We start from the raw sequence: 14,905 nt of genomic DNA, 5'->3' as shown, positions 1-14,905 counted from the left end.
GGCAGGCCGGCGGCTCAGCCGGTCGCGGTCGAGCCGAGCACCGATGAGCTCGTCGCCAACGCCCTGAGGCCCTCGACATCGACCGGCTCGGCCGCCTGGAGCGCGATCACCGCATGGCGAGGCGCGAGCATCTCGACCCGGTCGAGGTAAGGGCGCTCGGCCTGGGCGCGCCGGCGGAGCAGCGCGCTCCTCGGCCGGGCCGCAGCCAGCGACTGGTCGACCACCCACGCCCACGGATGGATCCCGGCCCGCTCGAGGTCCGCGGCCAGCTCCTCGGCCTCCAGCACCGGGGTCATCTCCGGAAGGGTCGCGACGATGACCCGGGTGTGGTCCCGGTTCTGCAACCGCATCAGGGGTGTGGTGTAGGAGACGCCCTCGGCCATGTGACGTGCGATCTCTCGGTGGTAGGACCCGGTCGCGTCCATCAGGAGCAGGGTGTGGCCGGTGGGCGCGGTATCCATCACGACGATGCGTCTGCTCGACTCGTGCACCACCCGGGAGAACGCCTCGAACACCGCGATCTCCTCGGTGCACGGGCTCATGAGGTCCTCGGCGAGCACAGCGCGCCCGGCGTCGTCGAGCCGCTTGCCCTTGGTGGACATCACGCGAGCGCGGTAGTCCGCCACGGCCTGCACAGGGTCGATCCGTGAGACGCGCAGGCCCGGGACCTCGGCGAGCGCGGGGTCGATGCGCCCCGCCGGGTCCGTCGTCGTGAGATGGACGTCCAGACCTCGGTCCGCGAGGGCCACGGCGATCGCGGCGGCGACGGTGGTCTTGCCGACCCCGCCCTTCCCCATCGTCATGACGAGCCCCGTGCCGGTGGCGGCGAGCTCGTCGACCAGCCTGTCGAGACCCGGCGCCGCGACGTCCTCCAGGTCGGACGTCTCGTCCGCCGACCCCTGGGGTGCGTCGTCCAGCAGCGCGCGCAGCGCCTCGAGCCCCGCCGCGTTCACGGGCTTGAGGCTCACCTCGTCGCGCCGGATCGACCTGAGACCGGCGGGCATCTCGGCCAGTGCCGCCTGCTCGCGCTCGCGGATCGCCGCACCGAGCGCGTCGTCGGCCGCATCGACAGGAAGGACGGCGTTGATCACCAGCGCCGCGGGCGCGATGCCGATCGCGGCGAGCTCCTCTGCCGCGCGGGCGACCTCGGCCAGGCTCGACGGCTGCGGGCGAGCCACGAGCACCAGTGCGGTCCGCGTCGGGTCCGTCAGCGCCTCCACCGCGCCCGCGTACACCGCGCGCGCCTGGTCCAGGCCGGACAGCGGACCGAGGCACGAGGCGTCGCCCTTGCCACCGTCGAGGAACGTCGTCCAGTCACCGGGCAGCTGCAGCAGCCGCAAGGTGTGACCGGTGGGCGCGGTGTCGAAGATGACGTGGTCGTAGGCGGCCGTCGTCTCGGGGTCTGCGAGCAGCGACGTGAACTCGTTGAACGAGGCGACCTCCGTCGTGCACGAGCCGGACAGCTGCTCGGTGATCTCGGCGATCTCCTTGGCCGGCAGGAGATCCCGCACCGGGCCGATGATGCGCTCGCGGTAGGCCTCCGCCGCCTGAGCCGGGTCGATCTCCAGCGCATCGAGGCCGCGCACGGCGGGGACCGGCGTGATGCGGTTGCCGATCGTGATGCCGAAGACCTGTCCGACGTTGGACGCGGGGTCGGTCGAGACCAGCAGGACCCGCCGCCCACGGTCAGGAAGCCGGACAGCAGAGGCGCACGCCAGCGACGTCTTGCCGACGCCACCCTTGCCGGTGAGCAGCAGGACGCGGGCAGGGTCGTCGAGGTAGCGCATCACGCCCCCTCAGCAGCAGGAGGACGACGAGCCGCCGCAGCAGGTGCCACCGCCGGCGGAGGTCACGGCGGTCAGCGGGAGCACGCCGCCCGGCTCGAGGCCCGCGTACCGCACGAGCTCGGCTCGCGTCGGGTAGCGCCCCGTCAGCACGATCGCGCCGTCGACCACGACGACGGGCAGGCCGTCGGAACCGGACACGCGCAGGAACTCACGGACCGGCTCCACCTGGGAGAACGCCGCCGGGTCGTTGGCGAGGTTGTGGCGAGCGGCATCGGCGCCCCGCGTGACCACGTGGTCGAGGTCAGCCGTGAACGCGAGGAGGGACTCGCTCGGGTCAGGACCGCAGACGCCGGTGTTGCAGCACAGGGCAGGTTCGAAGACGCGGATGGACGGCATGACCAGATCCTTCGACGAGAGTGACGTGACCCCTCGAACGTATCGACGCATCGACAAACGTCGAAGCGACCAAGGTCCCGCCGTCCCGCCGGCGGCTCTCAACGCCGGCCGAGGACCGCGTCTGCTGACGCACCGAGAAGCTCACGCGCGCCGGGCGCCACCGCGAAGTGCGCCCACCTCCCCTGCTGGCGTCGCGTGACAAGCCCCGCATCCGCGAGGATCTTCATGTGGTGCGAGACCGTCGGCTGCGACAGCCCGACAGGCTCGGTCAGGTCACACACGCAGGCGTCACCACCCGGCGCCGAGGCGATGATGGAGAGCAGGCGCACGCGCGCAGGATCGGCCAGCGCCTTGAAGGTCTTCGCCACCTCCGCCGCACGCGTGGGGTCGATCGCACCCACGGGGGCCTCGCACAGGCATGCGTCGGCGGGGTCGGTCGCCAGGGGATGCGTCGTGGTCACACCGCGATCGTGTCACATCGACCGACATCGAATCGGCGGTCGACCGTCTCGAGGTGCCGGCAACGGTCGACCGCCCCGCCCGCCCGCGAGACACGAAACCCGCGCCGTTCCAGCCTGAGATGGCTGGTCAGACGCGGGTTCCTGGTGGAGCCGCCTTGGGGAATCGAACCCCAGACCTTCTCATTACGAGTGAGACGCTCTGCCGACTGAGCTAAGGCGGCGCTGCCGGGACTGGTCAGGACCAGCCGGTCCGGCGAGCGCGCCCACTGTACCCGTAGGGGTGCCGGGTCTCCAAAGCGAGCCGTCGTCGGTCCGCCCGGGGCCCACCACCGGCCGTCGGCGCGTCAGCAGCGGGTGCCCTCCGCAGGGACCTCGCCGTCCAGCAGGTACGCGTCGACGTTCTCGGTGACGCAGTCGTTCGAGCGCCCGTACGCGGTGTGCCCCTCGCCCTCGTACGTCAGCAGCACGCCCGAGTCGAGGATCCGCGCGAGCGCCTGCGCCTGCTCGTACGGGGTCGCCGGGTCGTTCGTCGTGCCGATGACGAGGATGGGCGCGGCACCCGCAGCGGAGTAGTCGTCGAGCCCGCCGACCTCGGGCACGGCCCACTGCGCGCACAGCACCCCGCCGTACGAGAACACCGAGCCGACCGTCGGGGCGGCCGCGACGATGCGCTCGGCCTCGGCCGCCATCTCGTCGGGGTCGGACGTGGGGCGGCCGTCGGCGCAGCCGATCGACCAGAACGCCTCGGTCTGGTTGGCGGCGTACGTGCCGTCCTCGTCGCGGTCGTAGTACGCGTCGGCCAGCGCGAGCAGGATCGAGCCGTCGTCGTCCTGGATCGCGGCGCGCAGGCCGGACGTCAGGTAGTTCCAGTACCGCTCGGAGTACAGCGTCACCGCGATGCCGCTGAACGCGAGGGCCTGCGTGAGCGGACGGTCGTCGTCACCCGTGGCCAGCGGCGCGGAGCGCGCCCGGTCGAGCAGGCGACGCACCTGCTTCAGGCCGTCGTCGACGCTGCCCGTCAGCGGGCAGGACCGGCCCGCCTGGCAGTCCGTCACGTACGCGCGCAACGCGTTCTCGAACCCGACGGCCTGCTCGAGCGCCGCCTGGTCGGGCGAGAGCGTCGGGTCGATCGCGCCGTCGAGCACGAGCCGCCCGACGTTCTGCGGGAACAGCGCCGCGTACGTCGCGCCGAGCTGCGTGCCGTACGAGTAGCCGAGGTAGTGCAGCTCGCTGTCGCCCAGCGCGGCGCGCAGCACGTCGAGGTCACGCGCCGCGCTGATCGTGTCGACGTGGCCGAGCAGCGGTCCCGTGCGCTCGAGGCACGCCTGCGAGAAGTCGGCGAACCGGTCGATCGCGGCCTGCACGCCCTGCGGCGTCGAGTAGTCCGGGTCGAACGCGACGAGCTCGTCCATCTCCGGGCCGTCGTAGCAGGCGATCGCGGGCTCCGAGTGCTGCACGCCGCGCGGGTCGAAGCCCACCAGGTCGTACCGCTCCTGCACGTCGCCGCTGACCGTCTCGAGCGCGCTCTCCAGGAAGTCGAAGCCCGAGCCGCCCGGACCGCCGGGGTTGAGGAGCAGCGACCCGATCCGGTCGCCCGACGCCCGGCTGCGCGCGAGCGCGATGCTCGTCGTCTCGCCCGCGGGGTCCGCGTAGTCGACCGGCACGGTCGCGGTCGCGCACTCGCCCTCGTCGCAGTCGGACCACTCGAGCTGCTGGGAGTAGAACCGCTCGAGGTCGACGCTCGGGGCACCGGACGCGTCCGGGCTGGACGTGGCGGCCGGGCCACCGGTCGGGTCGACGGTGGACTGGTGCTTGGTCGTCTGCGAGCACCCTGCGACGACGAGCGCCACGACGAGCAACGCCCCCACCACCACGCCCGCACGCGAGCGCGACGAGGCCGACGGGTGCGAGGCGGACGAGCGCGAGGCCGACGGGTGCGAGGCGGACGGGTGCGAGGCGGACGAGCGGGAACCGGCGCGAGCGGGACGAAGCACCCGCACACGGTAACCGCCCACCCCGTCCCCGGTACCGCACCCGCCCCGCTGCGGACGTCCCGGCCCCGCCACCCCCACCCATCCCCTGTGTGAAGTCGTGCGTTGCTCGCCAGTTCGTGCAGACAAACGCACGAGTCAGCGAGAGACGCACGACTTCACGACGGACCCACGACCGAGCGGCGACGGACGGGCGGGGCCGGGCGGGTCAGGCCTGGGGGCGGAGGGCGACCGCCATGGCCTCGACGGCCAGGAGCGGGGCGACGTTGCCCTCGAGGCGCGTGCGCGCCGTGCTGATCGCGTCCATGCGGCGCAGGGTCTGCTCGGGCGTGGACGACGCGGCGAGCTCGCGCACGGTCTCGTCGTGGTCGAGGTTGACCAGCGACACGTCGGCGCCGAGCTGCACGACGAGCACGTCGCGGTACAGCGACAGCAGGTCGAGCATCGCGCGGTCGAGCACGTCGCGCTGCGCGCGCGTGGCGCGGCGCTTCTGGTCCTCCTCGAGCTGACGCACCTGGCCGCGCACGGCCGGCGGGAGCGTCGCGGCGCCCTCGGCGCCGAGGGTCCGCAGCAGCGCGGCCCGCTCGGTCGCGTCGCGCTCCTCGGTCGCGGCCTTCGCGTCGGCCTGCGCGGTCGCGACGAGGTCGCCCGCGGCGAGCACCGCGTCCCCGACCCCGCGGATGCGCGCGGCGATCTGCAGCACCTCGGCCCGACGGCGACGCGCCTCGGGGTCGCGTGCGAGCCGGCGCGCGATGCCGACGTGGCTCTGCGCCGCGCGCGCGGCGACCTCGGCGACCTGCGCGTCGATCCCGTCACGCCGGACGAGCAGGTCGACGACGGCCTCGACGGGCGGCACGCGCAGCGCGACCGCACGCGAGCGCGAGCGCAGCGTCACGAGCACGTCCTGCGGGCTCGGCGCGCACAGCATCCACACGGTCCGCGGCGCGGGCTCCTCGAGCGCCTTGAGCAGCACGTTGGACGTCTTCTCGACGAGCCGGTCGGCGTCCTCGACGAGGATCACGCGCCACCGCCCCTCGGCGGGCGAGCGCTGCGCGAGCTCGACGAGCGGGCGCACCGCGTCGATGAGGATGTTGACGCCCTCGGTCGCGACGACCTTCACGTCGGGGTGCGTGCCGGCCATGACCGTGGTGCACGCGTGGCAGTGCCCGCAGCCGCCCTCGGTGCACTGCAGCGCGGCGGCGAACGCGCGCGCGAGGTTGGAGCGGCCCGAGCCGGGCGGGCCGGTGAACAGCCACGCGTGCGTCATGGACTGCGGGTCGACGACCGCGCGCTGCAGCTCGGTGATCGCGGGCTCCTGCCCGACGAGGCCCTCCCAGACGCTCACGCGCCGCTCCCCACCACGCGCGCGCCGCCCGACGAGGCCGCGTCCGACGAGGCCGCGTCCGACGAGGCGTCGCCCGTGACGCCCAGCAGCGGCGCGACCCGCTCGCGGACCGCGCGCGCGATCTCGTCGGGCGCGGCGGTCGCGTCGAGCACGAGGAACCGGTCCGGGTGAGCCGCGGCGCGCTCGAGGAACGCCTCGCGGGTGCGCCGGTGGAACTCGTCCCCGGCACGCTCGAGCCGGTCGGGGCTGCCGGTGAGCCGCGAGCGCCCGAGCACGGGGTCGACGTCGAGCAGCACGGTCACGGCGGGCAGCAGCCCGCCGGTCGCCCACAGCGAGAGCCGCTCGACCTCGTCGGCGCCGAGGTCCCGGCCGTGGCCCTGGTAGGCGACGGACGAGTCGAGGTACCGGTCGGTGACGACGAGCGCGCCGCGTGCGAGCGCGGGCCGCACGAGCGACGCGACGTGGTGCGCACGGTCGGTCGCGTACAGCAGTGCCTCGGTGCGCGCGTCGACGTGGTCGCCGTGCAGCACGGCGTCGCGCAGGAGGCGGCCGAGCTCGGTGCCGCCGGGCTCGCGGGTGAGCACGACCTCGCGGCCGAGCGCGCGCGCCCAGTCCCCGAGCAGCCGCGCCTGGGTGGACTTGCCCGCGCCGTCGCCGCCCTCGAGGGACACGAACACGCCGGGCAGCGCCGCGCCCGACCCCTGGGGTGGTGCGGGCAGGCTCGTCGGACCGGCGGGCGATGTCACGGCGTCAGGCTAGCCGCCCGCGCCCACAACCCCCGCCCCCCACGAGCGCGCCCGGGGCATCACTCCCCCGGGTACGTCAGCCCGATCTGCCGGCGGACCTCGTCGAGCGTGCGCAGCACCTCGACGGTGTGCTGCCAGGACATCCGCGGGCTCTGCGTCTCGCCGTCGGCGATGCGCCGCGCGACCTCGGCGGCCTCGTACTGCAGGCCCTTGGTGCCGGGCTGCTCGAACGTCCACACGCGTCCGTCGTTGCGGGTGACGCGGAACGACGAGGGCCCGTAGAACGGCCCGGCGACCTCGATGTACCCCTCGGTGCCGGAGACGAGCGCGACGGTGGGCGTGCGAGCCCACAGCGTGGTCGAGAGCGTGGCCTGCGCGCGCTCGCCGTGGCCGAGCACGATCGAGACGTGCCCGTCGACGCCGGTCGAGGTGAGCTGCCCGACGGCGTGCACCGAGTCGGGGACGCCGAGCAGGTCGTGCGCGAACGAGACGGGGTAGACGCCGAGGTCGAGCAGCGCGCCGCCCGCGAGCTCGGGCGCGTACAGGCGCGAGGCGGGGTCGAACGCCATGAGCTGGCCGTGGTCGGCGCTGACGTTGACGATGTCGCCGATCTCGCCGGCGTCGACGACCTGGTGCAGCGCGTCGACGTGCGGCAGGAACCGCGTCCACATGGCTTCCATGACGAACACGCCCGCGTCGCGGGCGGCGTCGAAGACCTGCTGCGCCTCGTCGGCGTTGCGCGTGAACGCCTTCTCGACGAGGACGTGCTTGCCCGCGCGGATGGCGAGCAGCGCGTGCTCGAGGTGCTCGGAGTGGGGCGTGGCGACGTAGACGACGTCGACCTGCGGGTCCTCGACGAGCGCGTCGTAGCCGAGGTGCGTGGTGGGGATGGCGTGCGCGGTGGCGAACCGCTCGGCACGGTCGCGGTGCCGCGAGCCGACGGCGACGACCTGCGCGCGGGTGTGGCTGGCGACGGCGTCGGCGAACGTCCCGGCGATGCGACCGGCGCCGAGGATGCCCCAGCGGACGGGCGGGGCGGTGCGGGGGTCGGGTGTGCGAGCCATGGCGCCAACCTAGCGTGTGGACCGATTTGGTCGACCCTGACCTCTTTCTTTGTTCGGCTGCCTTAATTAGTCTCGGTCGCCATCGGCCCGACGGAGGGCCGAGCGGTCGCCCAGCGCGGCACGCCGGGTCGTTCAACGGAGAGCCCCATGACCACTCCCGCACGCCGTCGCCCCGGACGTCGGACGGTCGCGTTCGTCGCCGCCGCGGCCCTGAGCCTCACCGGCCTCGCCGCGCTGTCCGGGCCGGCGCTCGCCGACGACGAGGCCGACCCCGACGCGGGCACCGTCGCGATCGTCGACACCGACGCGACCGACGCGACCCGCTCGCTGTTCCGCTACCTGCGGGACCAGGAGTCCGGCGGCATCCTGTTCGGCCAGCAGCACGCGACCGACGAGGCCGTCTCGTCGTCGGTCACGGGCCCCGACGGCAAGCCGCTGAAGTCCGACGTGCACGACGTCACGGGCGACCTGCCCGGCATCTTCGGGTTCGACACGCTCGCGCTCAAGGGCGACGAGAAGCCGGGCTCGCACGGCGCCACCGACGAGGAGAACGCGCTCGCGCTCGCCGCGGAGATGGTCCGCGCCGACGACCTGGGCGCGCTCGTCACCCTCTCGGCGCACATGCCGAACTTCGTCACGGGCGGCTCGTTCTACGACACCGAGGGCCGCGTCGTCAGCCACATCCTGCCCGGCGGCGACACCAACGCCGAGTACCGCGACTACCTCGACCTGGTGGCGCTCGCGGCGCAGAGCGCGGAGCGCGGCGACGGCTCGCTCGTTCCGATCGTCTTCCGGCCGTTCCACGAGAACACGGGCTCGTGGTTCTGGTGGGGCGCCGCGCACGCGACCGTCGGCGAGTACAAGGAGATCTTCCGGTACACGGTCGAGTACCTGCGGGACGTCAAGGGCGTGCACAACCTGCTGTACTCGTTCTCCCCCAACGGCACGTTCGACGGCGACGCCGCGCGCTACCTGGAGACGTACCCCGGCGACCAGTGGGTCGACGTGCTCGGGTACGACAACTACGAGAACTCGGACGCGGCCGAGGACTCGACCGCGTGGGTCGCGGCGGTCGTCGACGACCTCGAGATGGTCGTCGACCTCGCGGCCGAGCGCGGCAAGGTCCCGGCGTTCACCGAGTTCGGCCGCAACGGCGACCGGACCATCAAGCCCAGCGGCAACAAGTCGCTGCACTACTTCACCGAGCTGCTCGACGGGCTGAGCGCCAGCGAGAAGGCGAGCCGGGTCGCGTGGATGCTCACGTGGGCCAACTTCGGCTCGGGCCAGATCTACGTCCCGTACGCGGGCCACGAGATGGCCGCGGACTTCCAGGCCCTGTACGACGACGAGGCGTCGGTGTTCGCGAGCCAGACGGGCGACCCGTACACGCTGCCGGCCACGCCCGGCGCGCAGGAGCCCGCGCTGCGGCTCGTCACGCCGGCGGACGGCACGCGCGTCACCACCGCGACGACGACCGTGCGCGCCAAGGTCACCGCCGCACCCGGCGTCGACACCGTGACGTTCACGGCCGCGGGCTACGAGCCACTGACGCTCACGCAGGACGACGAGGGCTACTGGTCCGGCACGTGGGAGGTCGGCGAGGACGCGCTGACCAACCGCACCGTCGCGGCCGGGGTCACCGCGACCGGCGGCGGGCACGACCTGTCGGCCGACGTCTCGCTCATCCTCGGCTCGGCTCCGGTGCTGCCCGTCGGCACGGTCGACGACTTCGAGGGCTACGGCGACGACGTCGCGCTGCGCGCGGCGTACACGACCGCCAACGCGACCTCGTCGGCCATCACGCTCGCCGAGCACGGCGACGGCAACGCGGTGCGCCTGTCCTACGACTTCCCCGACTCGCGCACGGGCTACCTGGGCTTCGGCAAGTCGTACGCGCCGACGCAGAACTGGTCCGGCTTCGGGCGGCTCGACCTGTGGGTCGACCCGGACGCCTCCGGCCACAAGCTCGTCGTGCAGGTCCAGGCGGGTGGCGTGACGTTCGAGGCGTACCCGTCGCTCGCGGGCGACGAGCCGTTCGTCGCCTCGATCCCGTGGACCGAGTTCACCGTGGCGCCGTGGGACACCGCGAACCTCGGCGAGACGCTCACGTGGGAGCGCCTGGCGAAGGTGAGCCAGTTCTTCGTGTACATGAACGACGCGGGCGGCGACGCGCCGCTGACGGGCTCGATCCTGCTCGACGACATCACGGCGTCGGGCGAGGGCGAGTACGTCGACCCCGAGCCGTCGGCCGAGCCGATCCTCGTGGACGACTTCGAGTCCTACGCCGACGAGGCCGCGTTCGACGCCGCGTGGGGCAACCGCGCCAAGACCGACCTGATCGCGCTGTCCACCGACGCGGGCCAGGGCGCGCAGGCGCTCGCTTTCACGTACGACAACGCGAACGGCGGCTGGCAGGACGTCGCGCGCTGGCTCGGCGGGCAGGACTGGTCCGGCCGGGACGCGCTGTCGCTGCGGGTCAGGGGCGACGGCACGGGCAACCAGCTCGCGATCCAGCTCGGCCTGGGCGGCGGGAAGTACTACCTCGCGCAGGTGCCGCTGACGGACACCGCGTGGCACGTCGTCGAGATCCCGTTCTCGTCGTTCGCGCCGTCGTGGCCCGAGGACCTCACGGAGCCCCTCTCCGACGACGCGCTGGGTGTGGTCGACGAGCTCGTGCTCGCGTCGAGCTCCCAGAGCGGGTCCGGCACGTTCGGCGTCGACGAGATCCGCGTGGTCGGCGGCGACGCCGAGCCCGAGGTCCCGGACGGCACGCCCGAGGTGCTCGACACGTTCGACCAGTACGGCACCACCACGGACCTGCGGGCCGCGTGGAACAACATCGCCGAGCAGGAGTGGGGCGACGGCTGGCAGCTCGCGCTGGCCGCCGGGAAGGGCGCGAACGGCTCGAAGGCCGCCGAGTTCGTCTACGACTTCTCGACGACGACGTACCTGCAGGAGTCGCGCTGGCTCGGCGGGCACTCGTGGGCGGGCCTCGACGGCATCTCCGCGTGGGTCGACCCGAACGGCTCGGGCCAGTCGCTGTCGCTGCGGTTCCGGACCGTCTCGGCCGACGGCACGGGCGACGACTGGTACTGGGACCTGCCCGTGCCGCTGACCGGCTCCGCGCGCACGGTGCGCGCGGCGTTCGCGGACGCGGTCGTCACGTGGCCGTCCGGCATCGAGGCGACGACCAGGCCGACGCGCGCGCAGCTCGCCAAGGTCAACGAGGTCATCCTCATGGCGACGCAGGCCGACCCCGCGCTGCCGACCACCGGCTCGTTCTACCTCGACGACCTCGAGGTCGGCGACTTCCCGCAGGAGCCCACCGAGGTCGCGCCCGCGGTGACGACCCAGCCCAAGGCCGTCACGGGCACGATCGGCACGACCGTGACGGTCACGGCCGAGGCCTCCGGCCTGCCGGCACCCACGGTGCAGTGGCAGTTCCGCAGCAAGGGCGCGCGATCGTGGCGCCCGATCAGCGGCGCCACGTCGACGACCCTCACGCTGCGGCTCGCCAAGGCGCACGACGGCGGCCAGGTGCGCGCGGTGTTCACCAACGCCGTCGGTACGGCCACCTCGGCCGGCGCCGCGATCACGGTCACGAAGACGAAGCCGCGCATCACGGAGCAGCCGAGGTCGCTCACCGTGGCCCGCTACCGCGCCGCGACGTTCCGCGTCACCGCGACCGCGTACCCCGCGCCGACGTACCAGTGGTACCGCAAGGCGCCCGGCAGCTCGCGGTGGGTCAAGGTCACCGGCGCGACCTCGGCGAGCCTCACGGTGAAGCCGCGGTCGGTCAAGGAGTCCGGGACGCGCTACCGGGTCACGGTGAGCAACGCGAAGGGCTCGGTGACCTCCGCGGTCGCCACGCTGCGGGTCCGCTGACCGGACCCCCACGGACGACGACGCCCCGCCGGATGGGCTGCCGGCGGGGCGTCGTCATGCTGTCGACGCGTGCGTCAGCCGCCGGGCGCGGCGCACCGTCCGGGCCGAGTACCAGGCCGAGACGCCGAGGAGAACGACCACCGACCCCAGTGCGGCCAGCACGACCGCCGCGCCGACCTCGGCCCCCAGGCGCGCGGACGTGGCGGAGGTCGTCGCGACCACGACAGCACCCACGGTCGCGGCCGCCGCGACGCCCGAGGCGACGAGCGCCGCCGCCCCGCCCTGCCCCCGCTCCGGGAGCCGCCGCACGTCGAGCAGCACGACGACGAGCGCCACGACCAGCAGCACGCCCGCCGCGAGCGCCACGGCACGCAGCGCGTCGCTGCCGTCCGCCGTGCTCCCCGCGAACCACGCGGCCCACGCCGCGACGACCGCGAGCACGACCATCGCGAACCTGCGGGCACGCGCGAGCCGGGCCTGGTCCGGGGCGGGCGGCGCGCTGCGCGTCACGGGTCGGGTCAGGACTTCGACGGGGCCTTCTTGCGCGTCGTCGTCGTGCGACGCGCCGGGGCCTTCTTCTTCGCGGGTGCCGAGGCGCGCTTGTCGGCGAGCAGCTGGATCGCCTGCTCGGGCGTGATCGACTCCGCGGTCACGTCCTTCGGCAGCGTCCGGTTGGTCACGCCGTCTGTCACGTACAGCCCGAACCGGCCGTCCTTCACGACGATCGGCTTGCCCGAGGTCGGGTCGTCGCCGAGCTCGCGCAGCGGCGGGGTCGCGGTCGCGCCGCGGCCGCGCTTGGGCTGCGCGTAGATCGCGAGCGCCTCCTCGAGCGTCGTCGTGAACAGCGCGTCCTCCGACGCCAGCGTGCGCGAGTCCGTGCCCTTCTTCAGGTACGGGCCGTAGCGGCCGTTCTGCGCGGTGATCTCGGCGCCCGACTCGGGGTCGACACCCACGACGCGCGGCAGCGACAGCAGCTTGAGCGCGTCGTCGATCGTCACGGTGTCGAGCGACATCGACTTGAACAGCGACGCGGTGCGCGGCTTCGGCGCGGCGGCCAGGGCCCTCTTGCGGGCCGCTGCGGACAGGCCCGGGTCGAGCTCGGGCTCGGGCAGCACCTCGGTGACGTACGGGCCGTAGCGGCCGTTCTTCGCGACGATCGTCGTGCCCGTGGTGGGGTCGGTGCCGAGCACCTTGTCGCCCTCGGGCTCGCTCTCCAGGAGCTCGCGCGCCCGCTCGACGGTCAGCTCGTCGGGCGCGAGGTCCTCAGGCACCGACGCGCGGCGCGGGTTGCCGTCCTCGCCGAGCACGGACGGGTCCTCGAGGTACGGCCCGTAGCGCCCCACGCGAAGCGTGATGCCCTCGCCGATCTCGATCGAGTTCACCTCGCGCGCGTCGATGTCGCCGAGGTTCGCCACGAGCCCGCGCAGGCCGTCGCCCTCGTGCGCGTCGTCGCCGAAGTAGAAGTGCGTCAGCCACGCGACGCGGTCCTTCTCGCCGGACGCGATCGCGTCGAGGTCCTCCTCCATCGAGGCGGTGAAGTCGTAGTCGACGAGCCGGTCGAAGTTCTCCTCGAGCAGGCGCGTCACCGCGAACGCGAGCCACGACGGCACGAGCGCCTGCCCGCGGCTCGTGACGTACCCGCGGTCGAGGATCGTCGAGATCGTCGCGGCGTACGTCGACGGGCGGCCGATGCCGCGCTCCTCGAGCGCCTTGACGAGCGACGCCTCGGTGTAGCGCGGCGGCGGGGACGTGCGGTGCCCGTCGGCGGTGAGGTCGCGGCCCGTGAGCGGGTCGCCCTCGGCCATCTTCGGCAGGCGCGCGTCCTTCTCGTCGGCCGGCGCGGCGTCGTCGTCGTACCGCGAGACGTCGCGGCCCTCCTCGTACGCCGCGAGGAACCCGCGGAACGTGATGACCGTGCCGGACGCGGAGAACACCGCGTCCCGGCCGTCGGACGCGACCGCGCCGAGCTTCACGGACGCGGTCTGGCCGCGCGCGTCGGCCATCTGCGAGGCGACCGTGCGCTTCCAGATCAGCTCGTACAGCTTGAACTGGTCGCCCGACAGCTCGCGCGCGACCTGCGCCGGCGTGCGGAAGTGGTCGCCCGCGGGGCGGATCGCCTCGTGCGCCTCCTGCGCGCCCTTCGACTTGGACGTGTAGACGCGCGGGGCGTCCGGCACGTACTCGGCGCCGTACAGCTCGGCGGCCTGGCGGCGCGCGGCGTCGATCGCCTGCGTCGACAGGACCGGCGAGTCGGTACGCATGTACGTGATGTAGCCGTTCTCGTACAGCGTCTGCGCGGTGCGCATGGTCTGCCGCGAGGACATGCGCAGCTTGCGCGACGCCTCCTGCTGCAGCGTGGACGTGGTGAACGGCGCGGCCGGGCGGCGCGTGTACGGCTTCGTCTCGAGGCTGCGGACCTCGAACGCCGCGCCGTCGAGCGCGGTCACGAGCGACGTGGCCGCGGCCTCGTCGAGCTGCACCGCGTCGGTCTTCAGCACGCCGCGGTCCGTGAAGTCACGGCCCGACGCGACGCGCGCACCGTCCAGCGCCGTCAGCCGCGCGGAGAACGCGGGCTCGTCGTCGTCGGCCACCGTGAACGTGCCCGTGAGGTCCCAGTAGTCCGCCGGCACGAACGCCATGCGCTCGCGCTCACGCTCGACGACGAGGCGCGTCGCGACCGACTGCACGCGGCCCGCGGACAGGCCCTGGCGGACCTTGCGCCACAGCACCGGGGACACCTCGTAGCCGTACAGGCGGTCCAGGATGCGGCGGGTCTCCTGCGCGTCGACCAGGCGGTCGTCGAGCTCGCGCGTGTTCTCCAGGGCCCGGGTGATCGCCTCGCGCGTGATCTCGTGGAACACCATGCGCTTGACCGGCACCTTGGGCTTGAGCTCGGCCAGCAGGTGCCACGCGATCGCCTCGCCCTCGCGGTCCTCATCGGTGGCGAGGTAGAGCTCGTCGGACGCCTTGAGGAGCTTCTTCAGCTCCGCGACCTTCTTCTTCTTGTCGGAGTCGACCACGTAGTACGGCTGGAAGCCGTTGTCGACGTCGACCGCGAACTTGCCGAACGGGCCCTTCTTCATCTCGGCCGGCAGCTCCGACGGCTGCGGCAGGTCACGGATGTGCCCGACGCTCGCCTCGACGTCGAAGTCGTCGCCCAGGTACCCCGCGATGGTGCGGGCCTTGGCGGGCGACTCGACGATGACGAGCTTGCGCCCTGCCGACATGCG

At 73.3% G+C, this 14,905-nt stretch carries 10 protein-coding genes and 1 tRNA gene; 1 reads left to right on the top strand and 10 read right to left on the bottom strand.

Translation table 11 applies throughout. The features are described from left to right. Positions 1-14: 14 nt before the first annotated feature. The 8 genes from arsA to F1D97_RS05165 form a co-directional block, all read right to left on the bottom strand. Positions 15-1,787, bottom strand: a complete 1,773-nt coding sequence (gene arsA, locus F1D97_RS05200) for an arsenical pump-driving ATPase (protein WP_236122728.1) — start codon at positions 1,785-1,787, stop codon at positions 15-17. A gap of 9 nt (positions 1,788-1,796) precedes the next feature. Beyond that, a complete protein-coding gene (gene arsD / locus F1D97_RS05195) occupies positions 1,797-2,183 on the bottom strand; it encodes an arsenite efflux transporter metallochaperone ArsD (protein ID WP_094181727.1) in 387 nt (128 codons plus the stop codon). A gap of 98 nt (positions 2,184-2,281) precedes the next feature. Further along, a complete protein-coding gene (locus F1D97_RS05190; RefSeq protein WP_307722673.1) occupies positions 2,282-2,584 on the bottom strand; it encodes an ArsR/SmtB family transcription factor in 303 nt (100 codons plus the stop codon). 205 nt (positions 2,585-2,789) lie between these two features. Beyond that, positions 2,790-2,865 (bottom strand) — tRNA-Thr (locus tag F1D97_RS05185). 123 nt (positions 2,866-2,988) lie between these two features. After that, complete coding sequence (locus F1D97_RS05180; RefSeq protein WP_236122726.1) at positions 2,989-4,638, bottom strand: alpha/beta hydrolase; 1,650 nt, start codon at positions 4,636-4,638, stop codon at positions 2,989-2,991. Between the two features lie 205 nt (positions 4,639-4,843). Further along, positions 4,844-5,980, bottom strand: coding sequence for a DNA polymerase III subunit delta' (locus F1D97_RS05175; RefSeq protein ID WP_236122724.1), 1,137 nt, complete (start codon positions 5,978-5,980; stop codon positions 4,844-4,846). Then, positions 5,977-6,699, bottom strand: coding sequence for a dTMP kinase (gene tmk, locus F1D97_RS05170; RefSeq protein WP_236123492.1), 723 nt, complete (start codon positions 6,697-6,699; stop codon positions 5,977-5,979). Before tmk ends, F1D97_RS05175 begins: the two co-directional genes overlap by 4 nt. A gap of 86 nt (positions 6,700-6,785) precedes the next feature. Further along, a complete protein-coding gene (locus F1D97_RS05165) occupies positions 6,786-7,790 on the bottom strand; it encodes a Gfo/Idh/MocA family protein (protein WP_236122723.1) in 1,005 nt (334 codons plus the stop codon). A 147-nt stretch (positions 7,791-7,937) separates the two neighbouring features. Between F1D97_RS05165 and F1D97_RS05160 the strand changes: the two genes are divergently transcribed. Then, on the top strand, positions 7,938-11,675 hold the full coding sequence (locus F1D97_RS05160; protein WP_236122722.1) for a CIA30 family protein: 3,738 nt from the start codon (positions 7,938-7,940) through the stop codon (positions 11,673-11,675). Positions 11,676-11,729: 54 nt separating this feature from the next. On the opposite strand, the gene F1D97_RS05155 is transcribed toward F1D97_RS05160, so the two are convergent. Both F1D97_RS05155 and topA read right to left on the bottom strand, forming a co-directional pair. Further along, entirely contained in the window at positions 11,730-12,185 is a 456-nt protein-coding gene (locus F1D97_RS05155; RefSeq protein ID WP_236122715.1) for a hypothetical protein, read from the bottom strand. An 8-nt stretch (positions 12,186-12,193) separates the two neighbouring features. Continuing rightward, entirely contained in the window at positions 12,194-14,902 is a 2,709-nt protein-coding gene (gene topA, locus F1D97_RS05150; RefSeq protein WP_236122714.1) for a type I DNA topoisomerase, read from the bottom strand. Between the last annotated feature and the right edge of the window lie 3 nt (positions 14,903-14,905).

Origin of the sequence: Cellulomonas palmilytica, assembly GCF_021590045.1 — a bacterium.
Classification (GTDB): Bacteria; Actinomycetota; Actinomycetes; order Actinomycetales; family Cellulomonadaceae; genus Cellulomonas; species Cellulomonas palmilytica.
Note: the sequence above shows the minus strand (reverse complement) of the source record. Positions and strands in the feature narration are given on the sequence as shown.